This window comes from Occallatibacter sp. FHG110214_02, from assembly GCF_059115385.1.
Genome location: NZ_JBZYWK010000033.1, coordinates 1 through 25,383, shown reverse-complemented (window position 1 = coordinate 25,383; position 25,383 = coordinate 1). Strand labels below are relative to the sequence as shown.

Below are 25,383 nucleotides of genomic sequence, written 5' to 3'. Positions count from 1 at the left end.
CGAAACGCTGAAACCGAATTATGAACCGCCTGCAGTGGATGCTTCGCGGCAGGTTGTTGCGCAGGTGACAGGACAGAAGTAGTGACTTTGCTTTTGGCTCTATTCGATGACGACGCTGCAATTCATTCGATCGATGATGCGGTGGCGCATGGATGGACTCTGCCGCTGGTGCCGTTCATCGGGCTAGTACTCGCGCTGGTAATTTACTGGCGCGGGTGGTTCCAAGCGTATAAGACGCGGCCATACGAACTTCCTCTCTGGAGAGCTGGTGCTTTCACCGCCGGGTGTGTGGCGTTGTGGATGGCGCTGGCTTCTCCAATTGATGCGCTGGATGACGTGCTGTTGTCTGCGCACATGACTCAACACTTCATTTTGATGTCGGTGGCTCCGCCGCTGATGATGCTGGGCGCGCCTGCGGTGCCGATGCTGCGCGGGTTGCCGGGCTGGCTGATTCGCGGTGTGGTTGGGCCGTTGTTGCGGCTCAAATGGCTGCATGCGGCGTGGCGTGCCATTACGCATCCGGCGGTCATCTGGCTGGCGATGAACGTGGCCTATGTTGGCTGGCATGTTCCGGCGATGTTTGAGCTGACGTTTGAGTCGGAGAACATTCACGACTTTGAGCATCTGTGCTTCTTTGTGACCAACCTTGCGTTCTGGTGGGTGATTCTTGCGCCGTGGCCGACGAAGCCGCGGTGGCCGCGGTGGACGGTGATTCCCTACCTGCTGACTTCTGACTTGGTCAATACGGCGCTTTCGGGGACGCTGGTTTTTGCGGGGAAGGTGCTCTATCCGAACTATGCTGCGGCGGACCGGGTGACGGATTTGACTCCGCTGCAGGACCAGATTGCGGCGGGGGGCGGGATGTGGGTCTTCAACTCCATCGTGATGCTGCTGCCGGCGATGGGGATGACCTGGTATCTGCTGAAGCCGAAGAGGCGGCGGGTGCCGCAGAGGTATGTACAAGTAAGCCGAGGCTAGGGCCTCGGCTTTACTTTTTCTCCTGACAACGAAATTACACAAAGAGGATGCAGGCGGGGGTGCCTGCTGCTGCATAGTGGCTTGTTGGCTCCAGTGCGCCGGTTTGCTGGTTGATGCGGAGGGTGGGGATGTTGTCGCCCTTCTGGTTGGCTACGTAGAAAAAGTTGCCGCTGGGGTCGATGTTGGTGTGGCGGGGGTAGTCGCCTTGCGTGTGCGCCTGGGCGGTGTGGGTTAGTTTGCCGTCCGCGCCGATGGTGAAGATGCCGAGGGAGTCATGCAGGCGGTTGGCGGTATAGAGCCACTTGCCGTTGGGGTGCATGGTGATTTCCGAGCCGAAGCTGGTGCCTGCGAAGCCTTCGGGCAGCGTGGAGAGGATTTGCTGGGATTCGAGTGCGCCTGTTTCCGGGTTGTAGTGGAAGAAGGTGACCGTGGAGGCCTGCTCGGTAATGAGGTAAATCCACTTGCCGTTGGGATGGAAGGACAGATGGCGCGGGCCGTCGCCGTTGGGGATGCTGGTGGTGAACTGCTTGCTGAGCTTGCCGGAGGCGGAGTCGAATTTGTAGGTGTAGATGAGGTCCTGGCCGAGGTCAACGGCGAGGATGAAGCGGCCTGCTATGTCGGCATGGATGAAGTGGGCGTGCGGGGCGTCGTGGCCGATGGCGTTGTAGCTACCGCTCGGGCCGCTGGTTGCGCCCTTGGGTGCTCCGGTGACGCCGGTGTGGGTTTGCACGTCGGTGGCTTCGCCGAGGGAGCCGTCGGCGGCGATGGGGAGCACGGCGAGGGTTCCGCTCATGTAATTGGCGACGAAGGCGTGTTTGCTGTCCGGTGAAAAGCTGAGATGGCAGGGCGCGGAGCCGTGGGAGTCCACTGTGTTGAGCTTGCGGAGAGAATGATCGGCTTCTACGGCGAAGGCGGTGACGGAGCCGGATTTTTCGCCTTCATTGACGGCATAGAGGAAGCGCTTGTTGGGATGCAATGCGATCCACGAGGGGCTGGTTGTTGTCGCGGCCAGCTTGCGATTGGTCAGCGCGCCGGTGGCGGGGTCGAAGTCGAAGAGGTAGATGCCTTCGCCGTGGCCGTCGGCTCCGGTGTAGGTGCCTACGTAGGCGTGGTTCGATTCAGAGGCGGCGAATGCTTTGGGCATGAGGGTGGCTCCTGCTGTGACGGCTGCTGTGGCTTGGAGGAAGGTGCGGCGGGTGAGGCTGTTCATGTGTGGTGGGTTTCCTTTGAGAGCGACGCAGTTATTTTATTTCGTTATGGCAGGACGGAGAGTGCCATGGCAAAGCCGAGCGCGGAGACGGAGATGATGGTTTCCGCGATGGACCAGGATTTGATGGTCTGCGGGACGGACATTTGTAGATACTCTTTTACGATCCAGAAGCCGCCGTCGTTGACGTGGGAGAAGACGAGCGAGCCGGCTCCGGTGGCGATTGCCAGTAGCTCGGGGTGAGGGTAGTGCGAGGTCATGCAGATGGGTGCGACGATTCCGGCGGCGGTGGTCATGGCAACGGTTGCGGAGCCGGTGGCGAGGCGGACCAATGCGGCCAGGAGCCATGCGAGCAGGACCAGTGGGACGTGGCTGGCTAATGCGATGGTGACGATGGCTTTCGAGACGCCGCTGTCTGAGAGGACGCGGCCGAAGCCGCCGCCTGCGCCTACGAGCAGGGTGATGGTTGCGGTGGGGGCCAGGCTTTCATTGGTGAAGCGGAGGACGGCTTCTTTACTGAAGCCGCGGAGCTTGCCGAAAGTGTAGAAGCTGATGAGGACGCCGATGAGGAGGGCGATGTCGTCGTTGCCGATGAGGTGGAGGATTTCGTTGAGAGTGGTTCCGGGTGCGGAGAAGCTGTCGGCCCAGCTTCCGATAAGGATGAGCGCGACGGGCAGCAGGATGGTGGCGAGGGTGATGGTGAAGCCGGGGGCGTTTTTGGATTCTGGCTGCGCGGTGAACTCGGCTAGCAGCGGGTTTTCTTCGGGGAGCTGGATGGACGGCGTTACGACTTTTGCCCATAGCGGACCGGCGAGGATGGCGGTGGGGAGGCCGATGAGAACTCCGTAGAAGATGGTGCGGCCTACGTCGGCGTGGTAGATGGTGGCGGCTAGCAGCGCTGCGGGGTGCGGCGGGATGAGGCCGTGCACGACGGAGAGGCCAGCGACCATGGGGAGCGCTACGAGGAGGAGCGGCTGCTTGGTGCGACGGGCTACGGTGAAGGCGATGGGGATGAGCAGCACGAAGCCGACTTCAAAGAAGACGGGCAGGCCGACGAGGAAGCCGATGAGCATCATGGCCCAGGGGACGCGTTTTTCGCCGGACCATTCGACGATGCAGTTGGCGATGGCGGCGGCTCCGCCGGATTCGGCCATCATTTTGCCGAGCATGGTGCCGAGGGCGACGACGACGGCGATGTGCGCGAGGGTGTTGCCTAGTCCGGTCTCGAAGGACTTGAGGATGGTGGAGAAGGGCATGCCGCTGGCTACGCCGAGCGAGAGCGAGACGACGAAGAGGCTCAGGAAGGGGTTGAGCTTGGCGATGGCGACGAGCAGGATGAGCACGACGACGGCAATGGCCGTGGATACGAGAAGGAAGAGGCTATGGGCGTCGATCATGCGGCTCCGCGCTGGGAATGGATTTTATTGCGTGCAGTTGGTGCGGGTGCTGCGCGGCAGAAAACGGCCGGCGCGTGTGCCGGTGAGGCCAGAGGAAGTATACGTGAGCGTGCCGTTGACCCAGACGCTGTGGATGCCGACGGAGGGAAGTGTGGAGTCGGTGAAGGTGGCGGCATCGAGGATGGTTTCGGGATTGAAGAGGACGAGGTCGGCGTGGAAGTTTTCCCGGATCTGGCCGCGGTCCTGCAGGTAGAAGCGGCTGGCGGGGAGTCCGGTCATTTTATGGATGGCTTGCGGGAGCGAGAAGAGCTTTTCTTCGCGGCAGTAGTGGCCGAGGACGCGGGGGAAGGTTCCCCAGAGGCGCGGGTGGGGGCGCGGGTCGTGGGGGAGGCCGTCAGAGCCAATCATGGTGGCGGGATGGGCGAGGATGCGGCGCATGTCGGTTTCGGAGATGGAGTGGTAGATGGCTCCGGCGGGCTGGAGTTTGGCTGCGGCTTCGGGTTGGGATTCGCCCCACTCTTCGGCGATTTCCGCGATGGTTTTGCCGGCGACTTCAGGGTGCGGGTCGCTCCAGGTGATGGTGATTTTGACGCGGGGGTCGATTTGCTTGAGGTCGAGCGTGGAGGAACCGGCGGCGTAGGGGTAGCAGTCGCAGGCGACTTCCTGGCTGTCGCGGGCGGAGTCGAGGGTGGCGAGAACTTCTTCGGCACGGCCCCAGTTGTCGATGCCGGCGCACTTGAGATGCGAGATGACGACGGAGGTTTTGGCGGCACGGCCAATCTGGAAGGACTCGTGCATGGCTTCGAGAATGGCTTCGGTTTCCGTGCGCATGTGGGTGGTGTAGACGGCGCGGGCGGGGCCGAGAAGCTGGGCGATGGAGAAGACTTCTTTGGAACCGGCTGCGGCGGCGTTGTGATAGGCAAGGCCGGTGCTGAGGCCGAGGGCTCCGGCGTAGAGCGCTTCACAGAGGTCGGAGCGCATGGCGGCGCATTCTTCGTCGGTGGCCGGGCGGTGCAGGTCGTCCATATGATTGCTGCGCAGGGCGGTGTGGCCGACGAGTGCGGCTACGTTGACGGAGGGCTGTGCGGCGTCGATGGCTTCCACGTAGCTGGCGAAGGTGGGATAGCGGAAGTACTCGGGCTTGCCGAGGAGCGCCATGGGGTCGGGCAGCTCGTTCTTGGGGCGGGCTGGATGGAAACGCATGGGGGCGGCGGAGATGCCGCAGTTGCCGACGACGACGGTGGTGACGCCCTGGGAGATTTTGGGGAGCATCTCCGGCGTTTCAATGACGCTGGTGTCGTCGTGCGTGTGCGTGTCGATGAAGCCGGGAGCGAGGACGAGGCCTGCGGCGTCGATTTCGGTGGCGGCGCGCTGGGCGATGGACGGCGCGAGGGTGGCGATGCGGCCATGGCGTATGGCTACGTCGAGAGTTTCGGCATCGCGGCCTGTGCCGTCTATGACGCTGGCCTGACGAAAGATGAAATCGTAATCGACCATGCTGACTTTAGAATAAAGGCTAATTATGCGGCCATTCATACATACGTGGAATAAGGGGCTGGGTGCGATGACGGCGCCGGCTACAGAGGCAGAGATTGCCGGGTTGGGCTGGAGCTTGCTGGCTGAAGATTTGAGCCTGCCTGCAGCGGTTTTGTATCGCGACAAGCTGAAGCACAACCTGGAATGGATGCGGAGATTTATTGCGGAGTATGGCGTGAAGCTGGCTCCGCATGGGAAGACTACGATGGCTCCGCGGCTTTTTCAGATGCAGGTGGAAGCGGGCGCGTGGGCGATTACGGTGGCGACGGCGCAGCAGGCTCGCGTGGCGTATGACTACGGGATTCGGCGCGTGCTGATGGCGAATGAGCTGGCAGGCAAGGCGAATTTTGCATCGATTGCGGGGCTGCTGAGCGATCCGGGGTTTGAGTTTTATTGCCTGGTGGATTCGGCGGCGCTGGTGGCGCAGCTTGCGGACTACTTTGGCGCGAAGGGCAAGAAGCTGAATGTGCTGCTGGAGCTTGGCGTAGAGGGTGGCCGCGCCGGGGTTCGCAATGAGACGCAGATGCGCGAGGTGCTGGAGGCTATTGCGAAGCATAAGGATGCGATTGTGCTGCGCGGTGTGGAAGTGTATGAGGGCGTGCTGAAGGATGAGGCTGCGATTCGCGGGTTTTTGCAGCGGGCTTGCGGCGTGACGGCTTCGTTGATTGCCGATAACAGGTTTACGGGCAAGCCGATTCTTACGGGGGCTGGTTCGGCATGGTTTGACGTGGTTGCGGAGGAGTTTACCGCGGCTGCTGTGGCAAAAGATGTGGAGATTGTGCTGCGGCCTGGGTGTTATCTGACGCATGATGTGGGATCGTACCGGCAGGCGCAGTTGCGGATGGAGAAGTCGAACCCAGTGGCGTGCGCGCTGCAGCCGGGGCTGGAGACGGCGCTGCATGTGTGGGCTTATGTGCAGTCGATTCCCGAGCCGGGGCGGGCGATTGTGGGCATGGGACGGCGCGATGCGGCGTTTGATTCAGGGCTGCCGGTGCCTGCTTTGTTTTACAGGCCGGGGGATAAGGCTCCGGTGAGTGCTCCGGCGCACTGGGTGGTGAGCAAGCTGATGGATCAGCATGCGTTTCTGGAGATTACCGCAGGCGATGATGTGAAGGTGGGCGACATGGTTGGGTTTGATATCTGCCACCCCTGCCTGACGTTTGATAAGTGGCGCGTGATTCCGATTGTGGATGAGAAGTTTCGCGTGGTGGATGTGGTGGGAACGTACTTCTAGGCAGCTATTAGCTTCTAGCTTTTAGCTACTAGCTTGATGGTGGGGGAACTGGCGGGGGTGCTATCCCAACCAAGCGTCAGTCGGGAGATATTTAAGGCGGATGATGGAGCGTTGGCTTGCGGGTGTGTTGATGGCGGCGATAGCTGCGCCTGTTGCTGTGGCGCAAGCTGATCCGCGAGCGGAGGCAGCGCAACTGGAGCATGAAGGGCGTACGGCTGAGGCTGAGGCGGTGTGGCGGTCGTTTGCTGCGAAGCATCCAGCAGATGCGGAGGCGTTTGCGCATATCGGGCAACTGGCGGCGCGGCAGGAGCACTTTGACGCTGCGATTGCTGCCTATAAGAAGGCGATGGGGATTGCTCCGGCGATGCCGGGGTTGAGGCCGAATCTTGGGCTTGTCTATTTCAAGACGGGTGACTATCGCAACGCCATTGTGATGTTTGGGCCGATGGCGAAGGCGAATCCGCAGGACGGGCGGATTGCGCTGCTGATGGGGATGTCGCACTTTGGGCTGAATGAGTACAAGGCTGCGACTCCTTATTTGAAGGTGGCGGCGCAGGGGGATGAGTCGAATCTGAATTTGCAGATGACGCTGACGCATGCCTGTTTGTTTGCGAAAGATTTTCAGTGCGTGCTGGATGCGTTTCATCGCGTGATTGCGATTAAGCCGGACTCGGCTGAAGCGCACATGATGGCGGGTGAGGCGCTGGATGAGATGAAAGACCCGCTCGGCGCGCAGAAGGAGTTTCGCGAGGCGATTGCCGCAGACCCGAAGCAGCCGGATGTGCATTTTGGGCTTGGGTATCTGCTGTGGACGAAGGCGCAGTATCCGGAGGCGAAGACGGAGTTTGAGGCGGAGTTGGCGAACAATCCGCAGCATGTGTTGTCGATGCTCTATCTGGGCGATATTGCGATGAAGGACAACAGGCGCGAGGATGCTGAGGTGCTGCTGGAGAAGGTGGTGAAGCTGGCTCCGGAGAATGAGCTGGCGCATCGCGACCTTGGGAGTCTCTATGCCGATGAGGGAAAGAATGACGCGGCGGTTGTGGAGCTGAAAGAGGCGATTCGGCTGGCTCCGAAGCAGGCGGCGGCGCACTGGCGGCTGGCGCGGTTGTACCGGGCGATGGGGAAGACGGCGGAGGCGAAAGCGGAGTTTGAGCTGACGAATAAGTTGAACGAGGAAGAGGATCAGCACCTGGTGCATGTGATGACGAAGCTGCCGGCGAGTGATCCGGAGGTGTTGCCTAAGAACTAATCATTGCTGACTGGAAATAAAAAGGCCGGAGCTTAAGCTCCGGCCTTTGTTGTTGGGGCTTGTGGGCCCGGTTGGGTTAGAAGTTGATCTTGGCACCGATCTGGATGCGGCGGGGTGAGTGGCCGCCGGTGACTTTGCCGAAGCTGCTATTCGCAGGATCGCTAAGGTTCTGATCGGCCAGCGCTGAATCCACGCTGCTGAAGCTCTCGTGGTTGAAGGCATTGAAGAATTCGCCGCGGAGCTGGAAGTTGATGCTGTTCCAGATGCGGACGTTCTTGATTGCCGCGAGGTCCCAGTTGTTGAAGCCGGGGCCTACGAGGCTGCCGTTGCTCTCCGAGCCGAAGTGGCCCACGGCGTTTGCGAAGGAGTCGGTGGAGAACCACTCGCCAACCTTCTTGGTCGCGTGAACCGGAGCGACCTGGTCGGGGCGATAGGTGCCGAGACCGAGGCCCTGGTTCAGGCCCTGCGGATCGAACGGGTCGCGGATGTTCGAGAGCGAGAAGTTCTGGCCGGAGAGGAACTGCGTGATTCCGGAGACTTCCCATCCGCCGAGAACACGACCTTCCAAGCCATGCTGCGCACGGAACCACGGCAGGTCATAGACGTAGTTGGCGGTGAAGGTGTGCTTCTGGTTGAAGTTGGCCGGGCCGTAGTCCATGGAGAAGTCGTAGCTGTTGGTCGCCATGTTGCTGCGGTCGGAGGTGTTGGTCGTCAGGTCCTTCGCGAAGGTGTAAGAGACACCTACCTGAAGGCCATGCGAGTGGTGATTGGCGCTGAATTGCAGCGAGTTGTAGTTGTTGGTGAAGAGCGGCGCACGCGAGGTGATGCCTGCATAGCCCTTGTAGGGGCGGATGTAGTTGACGCTGGCGCCGGTGGGCTTGGTCTCCCACGCAGCCACCGTGGGCTGGTTCTCATCGAACTCGCCGAGGAGGTGGCGCGCCTGGTTGCCTACGTATGCAATTTCCAACACGGTGCTGGGCAGAAGCTGGTGCTGCACCGAGAGGTTGTAGTTGGCATAATCAGGCACCTTGAAGGCCGGTGTGCCGGTTGCGGTGAGACCGTTGGGGCCATAGGAGACAGAGGTGGCTCCGTTGAAGATGTTGTCAAAGCTGCCGTTGACGATGGTGGTGCGCTGCGCCAGCGGCGGGTTGGCAAAGGCATTCTGTTCCCAGATGCCGTTCAACAGACGGTCGTAGAAGATGCCGAATCCGCCGCGGACGACGGTCTTGCCGGTGCCGAAGAGGTCATAGGCAAAGCCGAGACGCGGAGCAAAGTTGGCGTTGTAGTTGGGGTTGACGTACTTGCCGAAGGGCGAGCAGGAGACGAAGGGTGAAATCTTCTGTGCCGCTGAGCAGGCCGCGCCCCTGGGGAAGATGATGCCGTTGGTGTAGCTGGAGGGCAGGAGGTCAACTCCGTTGATGGACTGGCCAGCGACGAAGTTGCCGCTGCTGGGGTCGATTTCGGGTGTCAACTGCGGGGCGTAGTACTTGGGATCGAAGTTGGAGAGCGTGTTGTTCACGTCGGTTGAGGACGGGAAACGGCTCCAGCGTACGCCAAGGTTGAGCGTGAGGCGGTGGGTAATTTTCCAGTCGTCCTGCAGGTAGATTTCCGCGTTGGAGAAGTGCAGGTCGGGGATGATGTCGGGCAGCGTCTGGCCGAAGCTGGCTACGTTGCCGACGAGGAAGTCTCCCCAAGAGTTGAAGCTGAAACCGGGGTTGCCGTTGATGGCGTTCTCGGTCTTAATCATCCACTGGGTCTGGAAGCCGGCGCGCAGCGTGTGCTTGCCTAAGCTGAAGGCCAGGTTGTCGAAGATGGTGCGGTCGAGGTTGCGCTCCGTGTAGGGAGAAGAGCCGGCGGCAAAGCCGGTTACGCCCGTGATGGAGATGGAGGGCAGCTTGCCGTAAGGGTCCGGAGTCCACTGGTTGGTGAGCTGTCCGATGACGGAGCTATCCGTTGCCAGAACGCCCTGCTTGTAGACGCCGGAGTAGGTGCCCTGCGCCCATACGAATTCAAATTCGTTGACGACCTTGGGGTTGATGGTCCAGGTGAGGTTGCCCACGACGTTCTTGCCCGGCGAGTTGACGAGCGTGTTGGCGAGGCCGGGGTAGTTGGAGCCAGCCCAGAGACCTTCAGGGTCTTCGACCGGCATGTCGTCGTTCATGTAGCGGGCGTAGAAGTGAACCTTGTCGTTGAAGTAGTGGTCGATGCGAACGATGTCATTGCGGAAGTTGTTCGCCGCCGAGTAGGAGAAGGTGTAGTTGCCACCGTCGTTGGCCGGGTACTTGTCGAAGATGTTGCTCAGGTAGACCTTGGCGTTCGACGAGTAGCAGGAGGGTTGAACGGTGCCTGAACCATTGCCTGTGGTCGGGTCGATGGTCCAGCCGGTGATGCAGCCTGCGGGCGCGTTGGGTTCGGTGGCAGGCGTGACCACGCCGTTGGAGACAGAACCCGGAATCGTGAAGTATCCGCCGAGATTTGCCTGCGAGGCCGCGGCGAAGGAGTCGCCGCCGGGCGTGCTCTGCTTGCGCCACTCTTCTGACCAGAAGAAGAAGGTCTTCTTCTTATCCGTGTTGTAGAGCTTGGGGATGTAAACCGGGCCGCCGATGGTGAAGCCATAGACGTTGTGGTGGTTGGTGGGATTCTTGTTGGGCTCGTCGTTGATGGCTTGCGCGCGCTTGTTGAACCACTCGTTGGCGTCGAGAGCGGTGTTGCGGACGAACTCGTAGGCGTTTCCGTGGAAGGAGCTGGTACCAGCCTTGGTGGCAACGAGTACCTGTCCGCCGCCGGAACGGCCATAGCCCGCGTCGTAGTTGCCGCGCTGGAGGGTGAACTCCTGGATGGCATCGACGTTGGGGGTGTTGACGACGGTTCCGTTGGAACCGGAGTCGTTGATGTCGGCACCGTCCACGGTCCAGTTATTGGCCGTGGTGCGGGCACCGTTTACGGACATGGCGGTGTTGGAGGCCGTGGTTTCGTCGCCCATCTGGCTGACGACGCCGGGCTGCAGGGTGACGAGCTGCTGGAAGTTGCGGCCTGCGAGCTCAAGTCCCTGAATCTGTTCGCCGCTGAGGTTGCCAGCCTGCGAGCTGGTTTCGGTATCGACGGTAACGGCGGTGGCTTCGACGGTTACTGTAGTCGAGGCTGCGCCGGCCTTGAGAGTGATGTTGAAGCCGCGCTTTTCCGCGACGGTGAGAACTACGTTCTTGGCCGTCACGCTTTCAAAACCGTTGGCGGTCACGTTCACCGTGTAAGTTCCGGCGGGAAGGTTGGTGAGGACGTAGTTACCGGAAGCGTCCGACTGGATGGCGCGGCCGCCGGAGTTGACTCCGTTTTGCGTGACGGTAATTGCAGCGTTGGGGATTACGGCTCCGGTTGCGTCGGTAACGGTTCCCGAAAGGGTAGCCGTAAGCTCCTGGGCGCGGGTGAGCTGCGGAATGGCCAGCAGCACGGCGAGCAGGAAAGCGAAGAGCGCGAAGCCCTGCTTTGCCGCAAACCGCGTAAGCGAGCCAATGCTGCGCTCTGCTCGACAATTTGCCACTTGCCTCTCATTGAGTTGTGTCATGGCGTGTCTCCTTCTTTCTTTTGTCGCTGCGATCCAATGGAGTCGTAATGCCGAGGGACCGGGCGCGACTTTGTTGTGCTTTTCGTATCGGGGGAGATGCACATCTGGGGCCTGTTTTGGAACGCTCCAGGCCTCCTGGTGGGGTGGTAACCGACTTCCGGTTCCATCAAGTTAATCGCAACCGCGCTGTACGGGACTGTTTCCTGACTGCTCCGTATGCAGGCACGGGTAGGTACAGAGGTTTAGCTTGTGGATTGACGATAGGATGAATTTTCGGAAAACACAAGAAGAATTTGAACGAATTCAGGTCAAATGCTCAACAGTAGTGTGCATTTTGGGGTATAAGGATCAGCTAAAGATTGCATTTCGCTCAAAATATAGGGGATAGAGGGCTGAGGGAGTTTGGTATCTGGTGGGTTGGACGATGGGGAAACGATTAAGGGGCGCGAGAATCTCGCGCCCCTTGTTTGTTGGGTGATGATTGGGCTAGAAGACGTACTTGAGGCTTAGCTGGATGTGGCGCTCGGTTGAGTTGGTGTTGGTGATCTGGCCGAAGTTGCTGTCGGCCACGCCGGAGTCCGGCGACTGGTAGCTGGCGATGTTGAAGGCGTTGAAGAAGTCGCCGCGGAAGTCGAAGTGCTGTTCACGCCATACGGTGAAGCTCTTCGATACCGATAAATCGACCTGCTCAAAGCCGGGGCCACGGAGCCAGAAGGGTTTCAGCTTGCCGAAGGCGAAGTTGGATTGCTCCTGGAAAGTACAGCTTCCGTTGTCGGTGTCAGGTGCGCAGGCTGCGGCTGCGCCGCCGGATTGCACGTCCGTGCCCCAGTACGCGCCGATGGAACGGTCATGCACATGAAGCGGGCGAAGGAGGTTGGGACGGGCTGCGCCGGTGTAGGCGAAGACCGTGCTGGAGTAGTGCGCCGGGGAACCTGCCGTCATGGGGAAGGCTCCGTAGCTTACGTTCGAGCCGGAGAGCTTCCAGCCGCCGAGAGCTTCATCGACGAAGCGGTTCCAGTTGGCTCCGAACTTTTTGCCGCGGCCGAAGGGCAGGTCATAGACGCCGGTTACGCTGAGGGAGTGGCGGATATCGAAGCCTGACGGGCCCCATTCTGCTGCGGGGTTGTAGGCGTCCTGCTGGTAGTACTGGCCGCTGTTCACGTTGGATACGCCGTAGTAGCCGAAGTTGTCGGTCAGCGATTTGGCGTAAGTGTAGTTGGCGGTGAGTTCGAGACCTTGTGTCAGGTGCTGGCGATAGACGGCCTGCAGTCCGTTGTAGTTGCTGGCTCCTTCTGTCTGGCTGATCTTGATGACGCCGTTCTGGCCGACGATGTTGGCGTAGGGTGCGGTGTCGCCGGGTGCGAGGAGCTGGTTGCCCCAGTAAGGCTGCGTGAGGTGGTGGCCGAGAATGACGACGTAGCCGACCTGGAAGGTGGAGCTTGGCGTCAGTTCATATTCGGTGGTAAGGGTTGCTTCCTGCGTGGAGGAGGGCTTGAGGTCTTTGGGCCACACGTAGAAGGTGGTGGTGGCTGCGGTGGTTGTTGGGAAGCCGTCTGAGGCCTGGTAGTAGGTTCCCTTGGAGGTGACTACGCCGGTGGAGGTGACGGTGGGGTTCTGGCCCTGCTGCTCGAAGTCTTCGTGGAAGGGCGGGTTCTGCGTGAGGCGGAGGTTGGCGCCCATGCCTTCAAGGTAGCTGGTGATGCCGTAGCCGCCGCGAACTACCCAGCGTGGGTTGATTTGATAGGCAAAGCCGAAGCGCGGCTGGAACTGCGTGTAGGTTGGGTCATAGAGAGCGCGGCTTGCTCCATCTTTACCGGCATAGATGATTTGTTTGGTGGTCATATCTACGTTGGCCATCTTGTCGTTGACTTCGTAGATGGGCTGGTCGAACTCCCAGCGCAGGCCGAGGTTGAGGGTGAGCTTATCGGTGACTTTCCAGTCGTCCTGCGCGAAGACACCGTCACGCCACTGGCGCTGGCCGGTGAGTCCGGTTACGTCGCCAATCTGCACGTCGTTGACGCGGTCGAGAAGGAAGTCCGCGAAGGGATAGGGCGTTCCATTCGCAGCGGTGTACTGGCCGTTGTAGGTGAACTGGCCGAGTTCGCCGTCGTTGCCGGGATAGAAGCTGTTCTGCTGGTAGCGGGCGAACTGTGCACCGAATTTGAGCAGGTGACGGCCATGCTGCCAGGTGAGGTTGTCGGCGTATTCGTAGACGTTATCCACGAAGACTTCCGGCGTTGGGTTTGCGCCGAAGTTGCTGGGATAGCCGTTCTGCGAGTTGGTCGAAAAGGTCTGCTGGCTGAAGCCGGCGGCGAGCTGCGCTTTGCTGGGGATGCCGACGGTGGCGTTACCGGTGAGGCCGAAGATGCCGGAGGGGTCAATGGTGATGCCGCTGTTGAACTGGATGCGCGAGTACGAGGCGCGCGCGTAGTTCACGATGGAGGGTGAGAAGGTACGCGTCCATGTAATGGTTCCCAAGTGGTCAGGGTAGTTGGAGCCGCTGGGGAACTGGACGGGGACGGGGTCGCTGACGGTTGCGTCTTCGGCATAGCCCTGCGAGTAGCGGCCTGAGAGCGTGTCGTGGCTACTTATGTTCCAGTCGATTTTGACGTCGCCCTGGTTGTTGCGCGAGAAGACGTTTTGCGGGCCGAGGAAGTTCTGATAGATGCCCATGGGGTCCGAGGTGGGATTGTTGGGTGTGGGATAAGCCTCGGGGTGCGCCGCGAGGAACTGCGCGACCGGGTTGTTTACCGGAACCTGATTATTGGCGTAGGGAGTTGGGCGACCATTTGCGTCCAGATGCTGCGTGTCATAGAGCTGGATGCCGAGAACGTTAAGGACAGAAGAGAGGTCGCCTTTTAGAAATGCTGCGGGAGCAAGGCTGAAGGCAGTCTGACCGCTGGAGTGGTAGCGGAAACCCTCATAGTCGGCGAAGAAGAAGAGCCTGTCCTTGATGATGGGGCCGCCGATGGTTCCGCCGAAGGTGGATTGGGTGTAGGCGTGTTTGGGCGCGCCGCTCGAATCGTTGAGCCAGCTATTGGCGTTGAGGTTGTCATTGGAGAGGAACCAGAAGCCGCTGCCGTGGAAGTGGTTGGAGCCGCTCTTGGTGACCATGACGACTTCGCCGCCATTGACGTTGCCGAATTCGGCATTGGCGTTGGAGGCGATGACGCGCATTTCTCCGAGTGCGTCAGGGCTGGGGCTGTAGCCGATGGTGTTGTTGAGGTTTTCGTTGATTTCCTGGCCGTCTAGGAGGAAGTTGTTGGACTGCTGGCGGCTGCCGTTGACGTTGGCTTCGTTGCTTGCGTTGGTGGAGCGCTCCGAAGAGTTGGATGCGCTGCCGCTGACGGAGCCGTAAGAGCCGTAGCCGGTGGAGACTGCGCCGGGGGTGAAAACGGTCAACTGCGCGAAGTCGCGGCCATTGAGCGGGATGCTGTTGATGGCGTTTTCAGTGAAGGTTTCGCCGTTGGTGGGGCTTTCGGTTTGCAGGATGGGCTGCGTGTCCGCGGAGACCTCTACGGTGGCGCTGGATGTGCCGATTTTCAGCGGGATATCGACCTTGGCTACCTGGTCGATTTCGAGGGCAAAGGGGCCGTAACTGGTGGTTTGAAAACCGTTGGCTTCCACGGTGACTTTGTACTGGCCGATTTGCAGGAAGCGGATGGCGTATTCGCCGGCAGAGTTGGTAACGGCTGGGGTTTGGATGCCGGTTGCGATATTGACGGCAGTGACCTTGGCGCCCTGCACGATTGCCCCGGACTGGTCTGTGATGGTTCCGCGAATGGTTCCTGTAACGGTTTGGGCGGTGGCGGATGGTGTACTGAGCACTGCTGCGCACGGCACTATGCCAAAGAGTGTGAGACTACAAAGCGACTGGGCCAGGAACGAGGGAATACGTTTCATGCTCGCCTCCACGAACTTCATTCGGATTGAACTGAAGTGCTATGACGAACAACGTATTGATCTGAGGAAAAGGAACCCGTGCTCACCCTTGTAGTGCTTTAACGGCTTTCTATATCTTTCCGGGGTGCGGGCTGCTCACTAAGAATTTCGTAATCAGGGAACTTTAATGGGTTGATGGTTGATGACGCCTGCATCGAACCGGCATTTGTTTCATTGCCCGGCGATACAGAAGGGGAAGAAGGTAATTGCTTGTTAGGTGAAGATAGGATGAATCTTCACAAAATTCAAGAAGAATTCTGAGTATTTTGACCGAATGAAGGGCAAGCGCTCAAAAGCTAAGGGGTAAAAGGCGGGAAGCAGGGAGCAGAGGCTTAGAGAAAGAGCAAAAGATGGAAGAAGATAGATGCTCTCATCCGGCGTGGGACGCCGGATGAAGGGGAGTGAGGAGCCTCAGGCGAGGATGACTTTGATGCCTTGACGCTCCAGCGGGGCCAGAGCTTCAGGGGATGCGCCGGTGTCGGTAATCAGGATGTGGATGTCGCTGGCGGGGCATAGAAAGGCCGGGCCTACGCGGCCTAGCTTGCTGGAATCCGTGACAGCGATGACCTGCTTGGATTGCTTCATCATCTTGCGGAAGACGAGAGCTTCTTCCGGCTCAAGCTGGGTGACGCCGCGCTCGGCGTCGATGCCGGTGATGGAGACGAAGAGGCGGTCCATGTAGACGTCATCGAGGAAAGACAATGCCGCGTGGCCGGTGAGCGAGAAGGACCAGGTCCAGGGAACGACTCCGCCGGTGAGAAAGGTGCGGATGCCGGGCTGGTTGCAGAGCTCCATGCCGATGTTGATGGCGTTGGTAATGACTTTGAGGTTTTCGCGGTGGCGCAGGGAGCGGCCTACGAAGGTGGTTGTGGTTCCGGCGGTGAGGCCGATGGTTTCGTTGGCCTGAACCAGCTCCGCGCCAGCGAGACCGATGCGGCGTTTTTCCGCGGCGAAGCGCTGTTCGCGGGCGAGGAAGGACGAGTCGAAGCGAAAGGGCTCGTAGAGAAGCGGCTCGACGAGGGTGGCTCCGCCGTGGGTGCGGCGGATGAGGCCACGGTTTTCCAGACGCGCCAGGTCGCGGCGGATGCTGGGCGCGGAAGAGCCGGCGACGGCGAGAAGTTCTTCGATGGTGGCCGTTCCGGTGCGCAACAGGTGCTTCAGGATGAGTTCTGAGCGCGGACTTAGGGCGTCGGACATTTGTCTCCAGAGGCGTTTCGGCGAAGTTTACGGAAAAATGGTTCCCTAATCAATCAAATTTACTCGAATTGCTCAGGAAATGCTTGTTGGCATGATTGAAATAGCAGGATATGCTCATGGAATGGTTTTTCGAGGGTAATTTTTGGGACGCCTGAGCGCGGGATGCGTATGGCGAGATTTCTTTGTGGGGGAGAGACATGGTTTCAGGGAACAGGATGCGTATGTGTAGGTCGAGGGTTTTGCAGGGAATGACGGCGATTGCAGTGCTGACGACTGCATTTGTGCAGGCAGGCAGCGCGCAGGATGCGGCGAAGCTGACGCTGATGCCGCTGCCGAAGAGCGTGCAGGTGGGAACGGGCGAGCTGAAGCTGGATGCGCATTTTCATGCGGGGTTCTCTGGTGCGCATGATGCTCGTCTGGATGGCGCGCTGGAGAGATTCCTGGTGCGGCTGGACCGGGAGTGCGGCGGGATTCGCCGGGCGCAACATGATGCAAAGGACGGCGACGCGTTGACGCTGACGCTGCAGGTGGCGGGGCCGGGCGGTGCGGTCCAGGAGCTCGATGAGGACGAGAGCTACAAGCTGAATGTGACGTCGAGCGGCGCTACGCTTTCGGCGGCTACCGATGTGGGCGCGATGCACGGGTTGGAGACGCTGCTGCAGTTGGCGAAGCTGAACGGCGAGGGGTGCAGCGTTCCGGCGGTTTCGATTGACGACGCGCCGCGGTTTGCTTGGCGCGGGTTCATGTTTGATGTGGTGCGGCATTTTGAGCCGATTCCGGAGATTGAGCGGACGCTGGATGCAATGGCCGCGGCCAAGCTGAATGTCTTTCACTGGCATTTGAGCGACGACCAGGGATTTCGCGCGGAGAGTAAGAAGTTTCCCAAGCTGACGCAGGTCGCGTCGCATGGGCAGTTTTATACACAGGAAGAGATGCGGCATATCGTGGCGTATGCGCGGGAGCGCGGCATTCGTGTGATGCCGGAGTTTGACGTGCCGGGGCACTCGGTTTCGTGGGTGCTGGCGTATCCGGAGCTGGGCGATGGGCGCACGGTGACGCATCTTCCGCAGACGTACCAGGAATACGCGACGAACGAAGCGGAGATGGACCCGACGAAGGAATCGACTTACAAATTCCTCGACACGTTTATTGGCGAGATGGGCGAAATCTTCCCGGATGCTTACTTCCACATTGGCGGCGACGAGGTGGATGGTTCGGGATGGAAGACCAGTGCTTCGATTCAGGAATTTATGAAAAAGAAAGGTTTCAAATCGAAGGATGATTTGCAGGCCTACTTCAACCAGCGCCTGTTGCCGATTCTTCAGAAGCATGGAAAGAAGATGGTGGGCTGGGACGAGATCCTGAACCCGGCGCTGCCGAAGGACATTATGGTGCAGAGCTGGCGCGGGGATGAGTCGCTGGCTGCTGGAGCGGTGCAGGGGTACACGGGAATTCTTTCCGCGCCTTACTATCTCGATGCGCAGAAGACGAGCGAGATGATGTTCCTTGCTGACCCGGTGCCTGCGGATACGAAGCTGACTCCTGAGCAACAGAAGAAGATTTTTGGCGGCGAAGTGACGATGTGGGCCGAGCAGATTAATTTCGAGACGGCTGACTCGCGTATCTGGCCGCGCACGATGGCGATTGCGGAGCGGTTCTGGAGCCCGCAGAGCGACCGCGATGTTGCGGATATGTATCGCAGGCTGCATTATGCTTCGCTGGAACTGGAAGGACTGGGGCTGACGCATCTGAGCGCACCGCAGAAGATGCGCCGCGACATCCTGGATGCGGGACGCGCGGAGACTTTCAACGCTTTTGCCAGCGTGCTGGAGCCGGTGAGCTTTGGCGAGCGCGAAGATGGGCAGAAGACTGACGGGCTGACTTCGCTGAACCGGCTTGTGGATGCCGTGGTGGCTGATCCGCCGACGCGGCAGGCGATTGCGCGTGATGTGGATACGGTTGTGGCGCATCAGGACACAAGATCGGCTGCTGCGGAAGCGCGTTTGCGGGAGCGCTTTACGGAGTGGCAGAAGGCTGCTCCGCAACTGCAGATCTGGACGGAGACGAATGCCCGGTTGAATGATGCGGGGCCGCGTGTGAAGCAGTTGGCGGCGCTGGCGCAGGTTGGGTTGGAGTCGCTGTCGTATCTCGATGCGAAGACGGCTGCACCGGCTGGCTGGCTGGACAAGCAGAAGGCTGTGCTGAAGGATGCAGAGCAGCCGAGCGCGCTGGTGCGGTTTGTGTTTTTGCCTGCGTTGGAGAAGCTGGCGGAGGCTGCTGCGAAATAGCTGTCGAGACAAGTGTGAGCACAGGCCCCGGTTCTCCGAAGAAGGAGAGCTGGGGCCTGTTTGTTTGAGATGGGAACCAGATAGTTCTATTGACTGGCCTTGATGGTGGGGAGTTTTGTGCGTATATGTGCAGGTCGTATTGCTGACTTTTGATCTCGTACGAAAAATACGCAAGAGTCGCTAGATTGTTATGCCGTGCTGAAGTGCGGCGTAATATAGTTCAGATAGTTAATACAGATTCAGTAATGCGTTGTTGTTCTTCTTTGATTTTTTGCGCCCCTTTTCGCGCATCCTTGTTGATTGCCTTGAACCAATAAATATCAGGCAGGGCCTTGTGAATTCGTTCGATCGTTTCCTCACAAAAACTCAACAAGCGATAGGCTGCCAACAGAAAGAAGATGTGTTCTGCGGATTTTTTGAGGTGCAGAATTATGTGCCTGTCCGCCGCTTCCATCGTTCGTGCTGCATCCTACTTCTCTTCGTCCTTACAGGCTGTTTCTTTATAGGCCTATCCGGCTGTGGCGGCGCGGCCAGCACAGCACTGGCCAGCCAGGCCAAGGGCGTACTCAGCGCCTCTGTTAATTCCATCAGCTTTGGTTCCGTGCCAGTGAATACGAAGGTCACGGTGAGCCTGATGCTGCGAAATTCGGGGCCGGGGTCGATCCAGGTAAGCGGCCTGAGCTTCAGCAGTAATGAGTTTTCCGCGGTGGGTCAGAATTCCCTGCCGATTACTCTTGGTGCGGGCACCTCGTATCAACTTACGATTCAGTTTGCTCCCACGGCAAGCGGCGCGGCGTCTGGAACGCTGACCGCTACGAGCAGCAATGCGGCCAATTCGAGTGTGAGCGTTTCCCTGTCCGGTACGGGAGAGAGCGCAAGCGCCGTGGTGCCGACGCTTACAGTTAGCTCCAGCAGCATTGCCTTTGGCGATGTGACGGTGAATAGCTCTGCGACGCAGACAATCACTCTGACTTCAAGCGGAAGCTCGCCTGTGACGGTGAATTCGGTGACGCTGAGCGGGAGCGGCTTCAGCATGTCGGGCGCAAGCTTTCCGCTGGTGATTAATCCACAGCAGACGGCGACGCTGGATGTGGCTTTCAAGCCAACTGCGGCAGGAGCGGCTACGGGAAGCATGGTGATTTCCAGCAACTCTTCGAGCGGTTCCTCGACTACGGTCAGCCTTATGGGGACGGGCGTTGCGGTGGGAACAGGCTCCTCTTATAAGGTGCAACTGACGTGGGATGCTCCGGCGATTTCAAGCGATCCCGTGGTTGGGTATTTTGTCTATCGTGCGCCAAGCGGCAGTACGAATTACCAAGCGCTGAATTCTTCGAGTGAGTTGGGAACGAACTTTGAGGATGAAGCGGTGACCAGCGGACAGAGCTATGACTATGCCGTCAGGAGCGTGGATGCCGCAGGTAATCTCAGCGTGCAATCGAATATTGCGACTGTTGCGGTTCCCTGATAGATAAGCGTGTGACAGGAAGCGGCGGCTCGATGAGCTGCCGCTTTTTGTTTTTGGGGAATTGACGGTGGGGTGTGCGGATATGATGTGTCGTGTTTTTGTTTGGAGGGGAGAGACGTTATGAACGGGATGCGTGGATTGCCTACGCGGCGGAAGGTGTTGGGGACGATGGCAGCGGCTGGGGCTGTGCTTTCCGGCTCGGCATGGGGTGAGGGTGGAGTGAAAGAGCCTGCGATGCGCGAAGCTGGCGGCGAGGAGTTGCTGGGGCTGGCGCGGCTGCGGTCGTATAAAACGCGGCGGGCTTCTAGCTGGGACAAGAGCGGCGGGAATGGCGACTCAGTGCGCGTGGAGCCGGGGGCTACGGCTACGTTGATAGATATCCAAGGTGCGGGTGTGGTGACGCATGTGTGGTTCACGATTGCTTCGGATGACAGGCACCACTTGAAGAATCTTGTGCTGCGGGCGTGGTGGGATGGCGAGAGTGAGCCTTCTGTTGAGACGCCGATTGGGGATTTCTTTGGGCTGGGGCTGGGGGAGTATTACACGTACGAGTCGGAGCTGCTGGCGGTGGCTCCGGTGAAGGCGTTGAACTCGTATTTCGAGATGCCGTTTGCTACGGCGGCGAAGATTACGGTTACGAATGAAGGGCCGGTAGCAACCGGCGCGCTTTATTTTGCGGTGGATTATGTGACGCTTGGCGCGCTGCCGGAGAATGTGGGACGGTTTCATGCGCAGTACCGGCAGGAGGCTCCGTGCAAGGGCGTGACGGATAACTGGATGAGCAACGGAGATGCGGCGGCGAATGAGCTCAAGAATCTGAATGGCGAGGGGAACTACATTTTTCTTGAAGCGCAGGGACGCGGGCATTTTGTGGGCGTGACGCATGCTGTTTATCAGAACCAGGATGGGTGGTTTGGCGAGGGCGACGACATGATTTTTATCGATGACGATGCGCTGCCGACGATTAACGGGACGGGGACGGAAGACTACTACAACGGGGCGTGGGATTTTGGGAGCCAGGCCTTTGGCTTTGCGCACAACGGAGCGCCGTACATGGTGGACGCGGAGCGGATTGGCGGGCGGTATTGCTTGTATCGCTGGCACACGGAGAGTCCGGTGACGTTTGAGAAGTCGATTCGCGTGACGATGGAGCATGGGCATGCGAATACGCGGTCAGATGATTTTTATTCGGTGGCGTATTGGTATCAGACGGAGCCACATGGGAAGTTTCCGGCGCTGCCGAAGGCGGTGGATAGGATTCCGCGGCTGTTTGCTGTGGGTGGGCCGGGGGCGAAAGGCAGCTCTTAGCTGTTAGCTTCCAGCTTTTAGCTTGGCGGTGGGAGAGCTGGCGGGAGTGCTGTCCCACCCTTTGCAAAAGGCGCGAAGGATGGGGCACGGGGCTTTTGTGGTGAATCGGCAGAGAAACAGCGGCGGCTCATTTCTGAGCTGCCGCCGTTTTGTTCCTGGCGTGGTTCGTCTTAGAAGTTGAAGCGGCCGCTGAACTGCAGGGTTCTTGAGCCTGCGGTGGGAGAGTAGCCGGGGCCGAAGCTGGTGACGGTTCCTAAGGAGCCGTAGTTGCCGCTGTCGATGTTGGAGGTTGAGGTGAGAGTGGCGTTGGGGTTGGAGTAGAGGAGCGCGTGGTTGAAGACGTTGAAGGCTTCAAAGCGAACCTGGAACTCGCTCTCGCGGAAGACGTGAAAGGCGCGGAAGATGCTGGCGTTGAGGTTGGTGACGCCGGGGCCACGGAACTGGTTGCGGCCAGTGTTGGCGAAGGGCGGAGTGACGTTGGCTGCGGTGTAAGCAGCGACGTTGGGGTTGGCGAAGGAGGAGGGGTCGAACCATCCTTTGCCGCCGGAGAGGTCTGTGCCGCCGGCTGCGCCGCGGTTGTGACCGCCTAGCTGGTGATAGGGCTTGACGAGCTGCGCAAAGGTAGAGCCGATGCCGGGAGCGATGCTGCCGAGCAGGTTGGAGTTGGCGAGTATGGAGAAGGGCGTGCCGCTCTGGTGGCTAAGTTGGCCGTTGAGCTGGAAGCCGCCGATGATCCATGCGAGTGCGCCGTGGTTAGCGTAGGGCTGGCCGTAGCCGAAGGGCAGGCTGTAGACGCCGTAGATCTGGACGTTGTGCTTCATGTCGTATCCGGCGAGGCCGCGGTTGTATTGCCAGTAGCCGGGATAGTTGTAGGTGGTGCCGCCGGAGCCGGAGCCCGCGCCGTTGTCTTCAAAGTCGATGGCCTTGGAGTAGGTGTAGACGACGCCGATGGAGTTCTTTCCGACGTTGCGGGTGAGCTGCGTTTGCAGGCCGTTGTAGAAGGAGCGGAAGAGCGGCTCATTCACGGTGATGGCACCGTTGTTGTAGCAGGTGAGGTTGGATGTGCCGGTGCACCACTGCTGGTTGATGAGCGTGTTGGCCTGGAAGCTGCATGGACCGCTGAGTCCTGTGGAGGGGGTGTACTGGCCGTTGGCCATGCAAGGTGTGCCGGCCGAGGGCAACTGTGCAGAGTTGTAAGGCGTGACGTTGACGGGCTGGCGGACGTACTCCGTGCCGACGTAGCCGATGTTGGCAACAATCTGGGCGGGTAGTTGGCGCTCGAAGAAGAGGTTCCAGCTCATGATGTAGCCGCGGTCGTACTTGAGCGGGGCAGTCTGTGTGCTGGCCGCGAGCGGCAGAGAGACGAAGCCTGTGGAGAGGTCAGGGTAGCTGATTTTTGGAATGCCGTAGGTGAGCGTCATGGGCTCGCCGGTGCTGTAGTGCGCGGTGTTGGCGGTGTCTACGGCGATGGTTCCGTTGGCTGCGCCTGTGTAGTTTTCGGTGATGGATGCGGGGTAGGCATCGCGGAGGAAGCGGAAGCTGTCGGGGTCGGTGGTGAGGCCGAAGCCGGTGCGGACTACGGTCTTGTTATCGAGCTTGTAGTTGACGCCGATGCGGGGAACCCAGTTGCCGTGGCCTACATCGAGGCCTGCGCCTTGAGGATTGCCGTTGGTGCCGCCTATTTCCACGTTCCTGTCGAGCGGGTTTTCTGTATGTACGATGAAGATGCCGCTGTTGTTGCGGTAGGGCGTGGGGTAGAACTCGTAGCGGATGCCGTAGGTGATGGTGAGCTGCGGGGTGACGGTCCAGGTGTCCTGCGCGTAGGCGCCGATTTCTGTCCAGCGATAGGAGTTGGGATCGAACATTTGTTCGGCCTTGGAGACTGGGCTATTGGTGGCGTCGGTGCCGTTGTTGGGCAGGCCGAGAAGGAAGTCGGCGAGTGCATTATAGTTGGTGGCTCCTCCGGTGGAGGTCATGAGGCCGGAGAAGATGAAGCCGCCGCGCGGGTTGGAGACGCCGGAACCGAGATTGGGCTGGAAGTGATTCAGCAGGAAGTGATAGTAGGTGAAGCCGTACTTGGTGGAGTGCTTGCCTTTGACCCAGCTCAGGTTGACGTCTCCGGTGAACTGGTTGTCGCGGAACTTGAAGGGGTTGGCGGTTTGCGCGTTGCCCAGCGTGGAGAAGGCGAGGCCGACGGAGGTTGGCGTGCGGCTGAAGGCGATGATGGGCTGGCCTGCGTAGTCAACGGTTGAGCCGTTGGTGCCGGGGATTTTCAGCGTGTCGGTGCCGAAGTTGCCGTCGGCGATGTCGATGGCGGATTGTGCGCCGGAGACCTGGCGGGTGTAGCCGAAGTCGGCGTCGAGAACGAGCGTGGGCGAGAAGACATGGCTTATGCCGAGGCCGACGTTCTGGATGCGTCCGCCGGTGATACCGGGCTGGCCGCCATCGATGGAGTTGCCGCCTGCTGCGCCGAGAGCTTGAGGGTCGTTGATGGTGAAGGGCTCGATGGAGTATTTGCCGAAGATGTGGGTGTTCTCAGAGGGAACGTAGTCGATCTTCGAGTCGGATGTGGTGCGGGTGTAGGCGTAGGTTCCGGTGGCGATGTAGTCGTTGGCCATGCCTTGCGAGATGAGCGTGTCGGAGGGGGTGCCGATGGTGGAGGAGATGGGCTTGAGGAGAGCGAGCATGGTAGCGGCTGCGTAGGATTGGCGCGATGCGGGGATGCAGTTGCAGCCGTACTCCGACATGAAGGTGGTGGTGCGGTTGGCTGGTAGTAGATAGCCGCTGACTGCGCCTTCGGTTCCATCGGCGATGGGTGCTCCGCCGGGTTGCGGGTCGTAGAGCAGGCCCTGGTCGATGGCTTGGGAGAAATCGCCTGCGAGCATTTGTGTTGTGGGCACGGTGAAGGTGCCAGTGATGAGTTTGCGCTGCGTGGTGCGCTCCCAGTTCTCGAAGAAGAAGAGCTTCTTTTTTCCGGTGAGGATGTGCGGGATGTAAACGGGGCCGCCGATGTTGAAGCCGAACTCGTGGAAGACGCTTTTGGGAACAGCGGTGGGTGATGTGTAGGTGTAGGGCTTGGCGTTGATGGCGGCGTCCTGGTAGTACTCCCATGCGCTGCCGTGGAAGTGCGCGGTGCCAGACTTGGTGGTGATTTTGATGGTAGCGCCGCCGGCCTGGCCTTGCTCTGCATTGAAGGCGTTGGTGGTGAAGCTGACGTTTTCAATGGAGTCGGCGGGAGGAACGTAGGCGATGAGATAGGGCAGCCAGCCGTAGTAGTTGACGGCGCCGTCGATGCGGGTGGTGTTGCCGTTGTAGGAAGTGCCGTTGATGTTGGCGCTCATGGAACGGGAGGGATTGGCGGAGGTGGAGTTCTTTTCCTGCACGGCGGATGCGCCGGGGATGATGGTATAGAGCGCCTGGAAGTTGCGGCCTGCGCTGGAGGTGGTGGGCAATGCGCTTAGCTGCGTCTGGCTGATTTCCGAGTTGACTTCAGCGTTTTCCGTTTGCAGGGTAGCCGCGGAGCCTGTGACCGTGACTTCCGTGGTGACGGAGCCGGGTTGGAGCGTGATGTCTGCTCGGACCTGGCGGTTGACTTCCAGTTTGACGTCGCGAATGCGATAGGAGGCAAAGCCCTTGGCGGCTGCGGAGACGGAATAGGTGCCGGGGAGCACGTCGAGGAGCGAATATGAGCCTTCGGCGCTGGTTTGCGTGCTGCGCGTTGCGCCTGTGTCCTGATTAGGCCGTATCGACAATTAGGTTAAGGATGATGGCAGAGCAGGCGAGTGCGACGAGGGCTTGGAAGCACGTTTTCGATTTCTCGTAGCGAGTGGCGAATCTGCGGAACTGTTTTAATCTGCTGAAACAGCGTTCGATGCGGTTGCGCAGCTTATACAAGGTTCTGTCGTACTCGCGCTGCAGCTTGCGGTTGGAGCGCGGCGGAATCACCGCCTGGGCTTTCATCGCCACTTTCACATGCGCGACGATCTTGTCCGAGTCGTAGCCCTTGTCGGCAATCAC

16 protein-coding genes are annotated in these 25,383 nt (G+C 59.8%); 7 read left to right on the top strand and 9 right to left on the bottom strand.

Translation table 11 applies throughout. The features are described 5' to 3' along the window. Positions 1-81 precede the first annotated feature (81 nt). A complete protein-coding gene (locus AC5S3R_RS19225) occupies positions 82-978 on the top strand; it encodes a cytochrome c oxidase assembly protein (protein WP_494268810.1) in 897 nt (298 codons plus the stop codon). Positions 979-1,012: 34 nt separating this feature from the next. On the opposite strand, the gene AC5S3R_RS19220 is transcribed toward AC5S3R_RS19225, so the two are convergent. Genes AC5S3R_RS19220 through AC5S3R_RS19210 form a run of 3 tightly spaced genes read right to left on the bottom strand, consistent with a single transcriptional unit; the run spans position 1,013 to position 5,079 of the window. Next, entirely contained in the window at positions 1,013-2,188 is a 1,176-nt protein-coding gene (locus tag AC5S3R_RS19220; RefSeq protein WP_494268809.1) for a lactonase family protein, read from the bottom strand. A 44-nt stretch (positions 2,189-2,232) separates the two neighbouring features. Beyond that, positions 2,233-3,582 (bottom strand): GntT/GntP/DsdX family permease, encoded by a 1,350-nt coding sequence (locus tag AC5S3R_RS19215; protein WP_494268808.1) that lies wholly within the window; start codon positions 3,580-3,582, stop codon positions 2,233-2,235. Between the two features lie 24 nt (positions 3,583-3,606). Beyond that, the gene (locus tag AC5S3R_RS19210; RefSeq protein WP_494268807.1) at positions 3,607-5,079 is read right to left on the bottom strand and encodes an N-acyl-D-amino-acid deacylase family protein; all 1,473 of its coding nucleotides are present in this window, start codon (positions 5,077-5,079) and stop codon (positions 3,607-3,609) included. 25 nt (positions 5,080-5,104) lie between these two features. Between AC5S3R_RS19210 and AC5S3R_RS19205 the strand changes: the two genes are divergently transcribed. Continuing rightward, on the top strand, positions 5,105-6,352 hold the full coding sequence (locus AC5S3R_RS19205; RefSeq protein WP_494268806.1) for an amino acid deaminase: 1,248 nt from the start codon (positions 5,105-5,107) through the stop codon (positions 6,350-6,352). Positions 6,353-6,452: 100 nt separating this feature from the next. Then, entirely contained in the window at positions 6,453-7,604 is a 1,152-nt protein-coding gene (locus AC5S3R_RS19200; protein WP_494268805.1) for a tetratricopeptide repeat protein, read from the top strand. Positions 7,605-7,680: 76 nt separating this feature from the next. Here AC5S3R_RS19200 and AC5S3R_RS19195 read toward each other — a convergent pair whose 3' ends face one another. Together AC5S3R_RS19195 and AC5S3R_RS19190 are read right to left on the bottom strand one after the other, a co-directional pair. Further along, positions 7,681-11,166 carry an outer membrane beta-barrel protein gene (locus AC5S3R_RS19195; protein ID WP_494268804.1) on the bottom strand — a complete coding sequence of 1,162 codons (3,486 nt, stop codon included), beginning with the start codon at positions 11,164-11,166 and terminating at the stop codon, positions 7,681-7,683. Positions 11,167-11,652: 486 nt separating this feature from the next. After that, positions 11,653-15,069, bottom strand: coding sequence for an outer membrane beta-barrel protein (locus tag AC5S3R_RS19190; protein ID WP_494268803.1), 3,417 nt, complete (start codon positions 15,067-15,069; stop codon positions 11,653-11,655). Between the two features lie 174 nt (positions 15,070-15,243). On the opposite strand from AC5S3R_RS19190, the gene AC5S3R_RS19185 reads away from it, so the two are divergent. Next, positions 15,244-15,369 carry a hypothetical protein gene (locus AC5S3R_RS19185; protein WP_494268802.1) on the top strand — a complete coding sequence of 42 codons (126 nt, stop codon included), beginning with the start codon at positions 15,244-15,246 and terminating at the stop codon, positions 15,367-15,369. Positions 15,370-15,519: 150 nt separating this feature from the next. Here AC5S3R_RS19185 and AC5S3R_RS19180 read toward each other — a convergent pair whose 3' ends face one another. Further along, positions 15,520-16,305, bottom strand: a complete 786-nt coding sequence (locus AC5S3R_RS19180; RefSeq protein WP_494268801.1) for a DeoR/GlpR family DNA-binding transcription regulator — start codon at positions 16,303-16,305, stop codon at positions 15,520-15,522. Between the two features lie 248 nt (positions 16,306-16,553). On the opposite strand from AC5S3R_RS19180, the gene AC5S3R_RS19175 reads away from it, so the two are divergent. Further along, positions 16,554-18,593, top strand: coding sequence for a beta-N-acetylhexosaminidase (locus AC5S3R_RS19175; RefSeq protein ID WP_494268800.1), 2,040 nt, complete (start codon positions 16,554-16,556; stop codon positions 18,591-18,593). Positions 18,594-18,813: 220 nt separating this feature from the next. On the opposite strand, the gene AC5S3R_RS19170 is transcribed toward AC5S3R_RS19175, so the two are convergent. Further along, positions 18,814-19,047 (bottom strand): hypothetical protein, encoded by a 234-nt coding sequence (locus tag AC5S3R_RS19170; RefSeq protein WP_494268799.1) that lies wholly within the window; start codon positions 19,045-19,047, stop codon positions 18,814-18,816. On the opposite strand from AC5S3R_RS19170, the gene AC5S3R_RS19165 reads away from it, so the two are divergent. Both AC5S3R_RS19165 and AC5S3R_RS19160 read left to right on the top strand, forming a co-directional pair. Then, positions 19,027-20,058: a choice-of-anchor D domain-containing protein gene (locus AC5S3R_RS19165; RefSeq protein WP_494268798.1), complete on the top strand. Its 1,032-nt coding sequence runs from the start codon at positions 19,027-19,029 to the stop codon at positions 20,056-20,058. The genes AC5S3R_RS19170 and AC5S3R_RS19165 overlap by 21 nt on opposite strands. Before the next feature lie 120 nt (positions 20,059-20,178). After that, positions 20,179-21,366 (top strand): glycoside hydrolase family 172 protein, encoded by a 1,188-nt coding sequence (locus AC5S3R_RS19160; protein ID WP_494268797.1) that lies wholly within the window; start codon positions 20,179-20,181, stop codon positions 21,364-21,366. 170 nt (positions 21,367-21,536) lie between these two features. On the opposite strand, the gene AC5S3R_RS19155 is transcribed toward AC5S3R_RS19160, so the two are convergent. After that, positions 21,537-25,118, bottom strand: coding sequence for a carboxypeptidase-like regulatory domain-containing protein (locus AC5S3R_RS19155; RefSeq protein ID WP_494268796.1), 3,582 nt, complete (start codon positions 25,116-25,118; stop codon positions 21,537-21,539). Next, the coding region (locus AC5S3R_RS19150; RefSeq protein WP_494265411.1) for a transposase at positions 25,102-25,383 on the bottom strand (282 nt) is incomplete at its 5' end. The genes AC5S3R_RS19150 and AC5S3R_RS19155, both read right to left, overlap by 17 nt.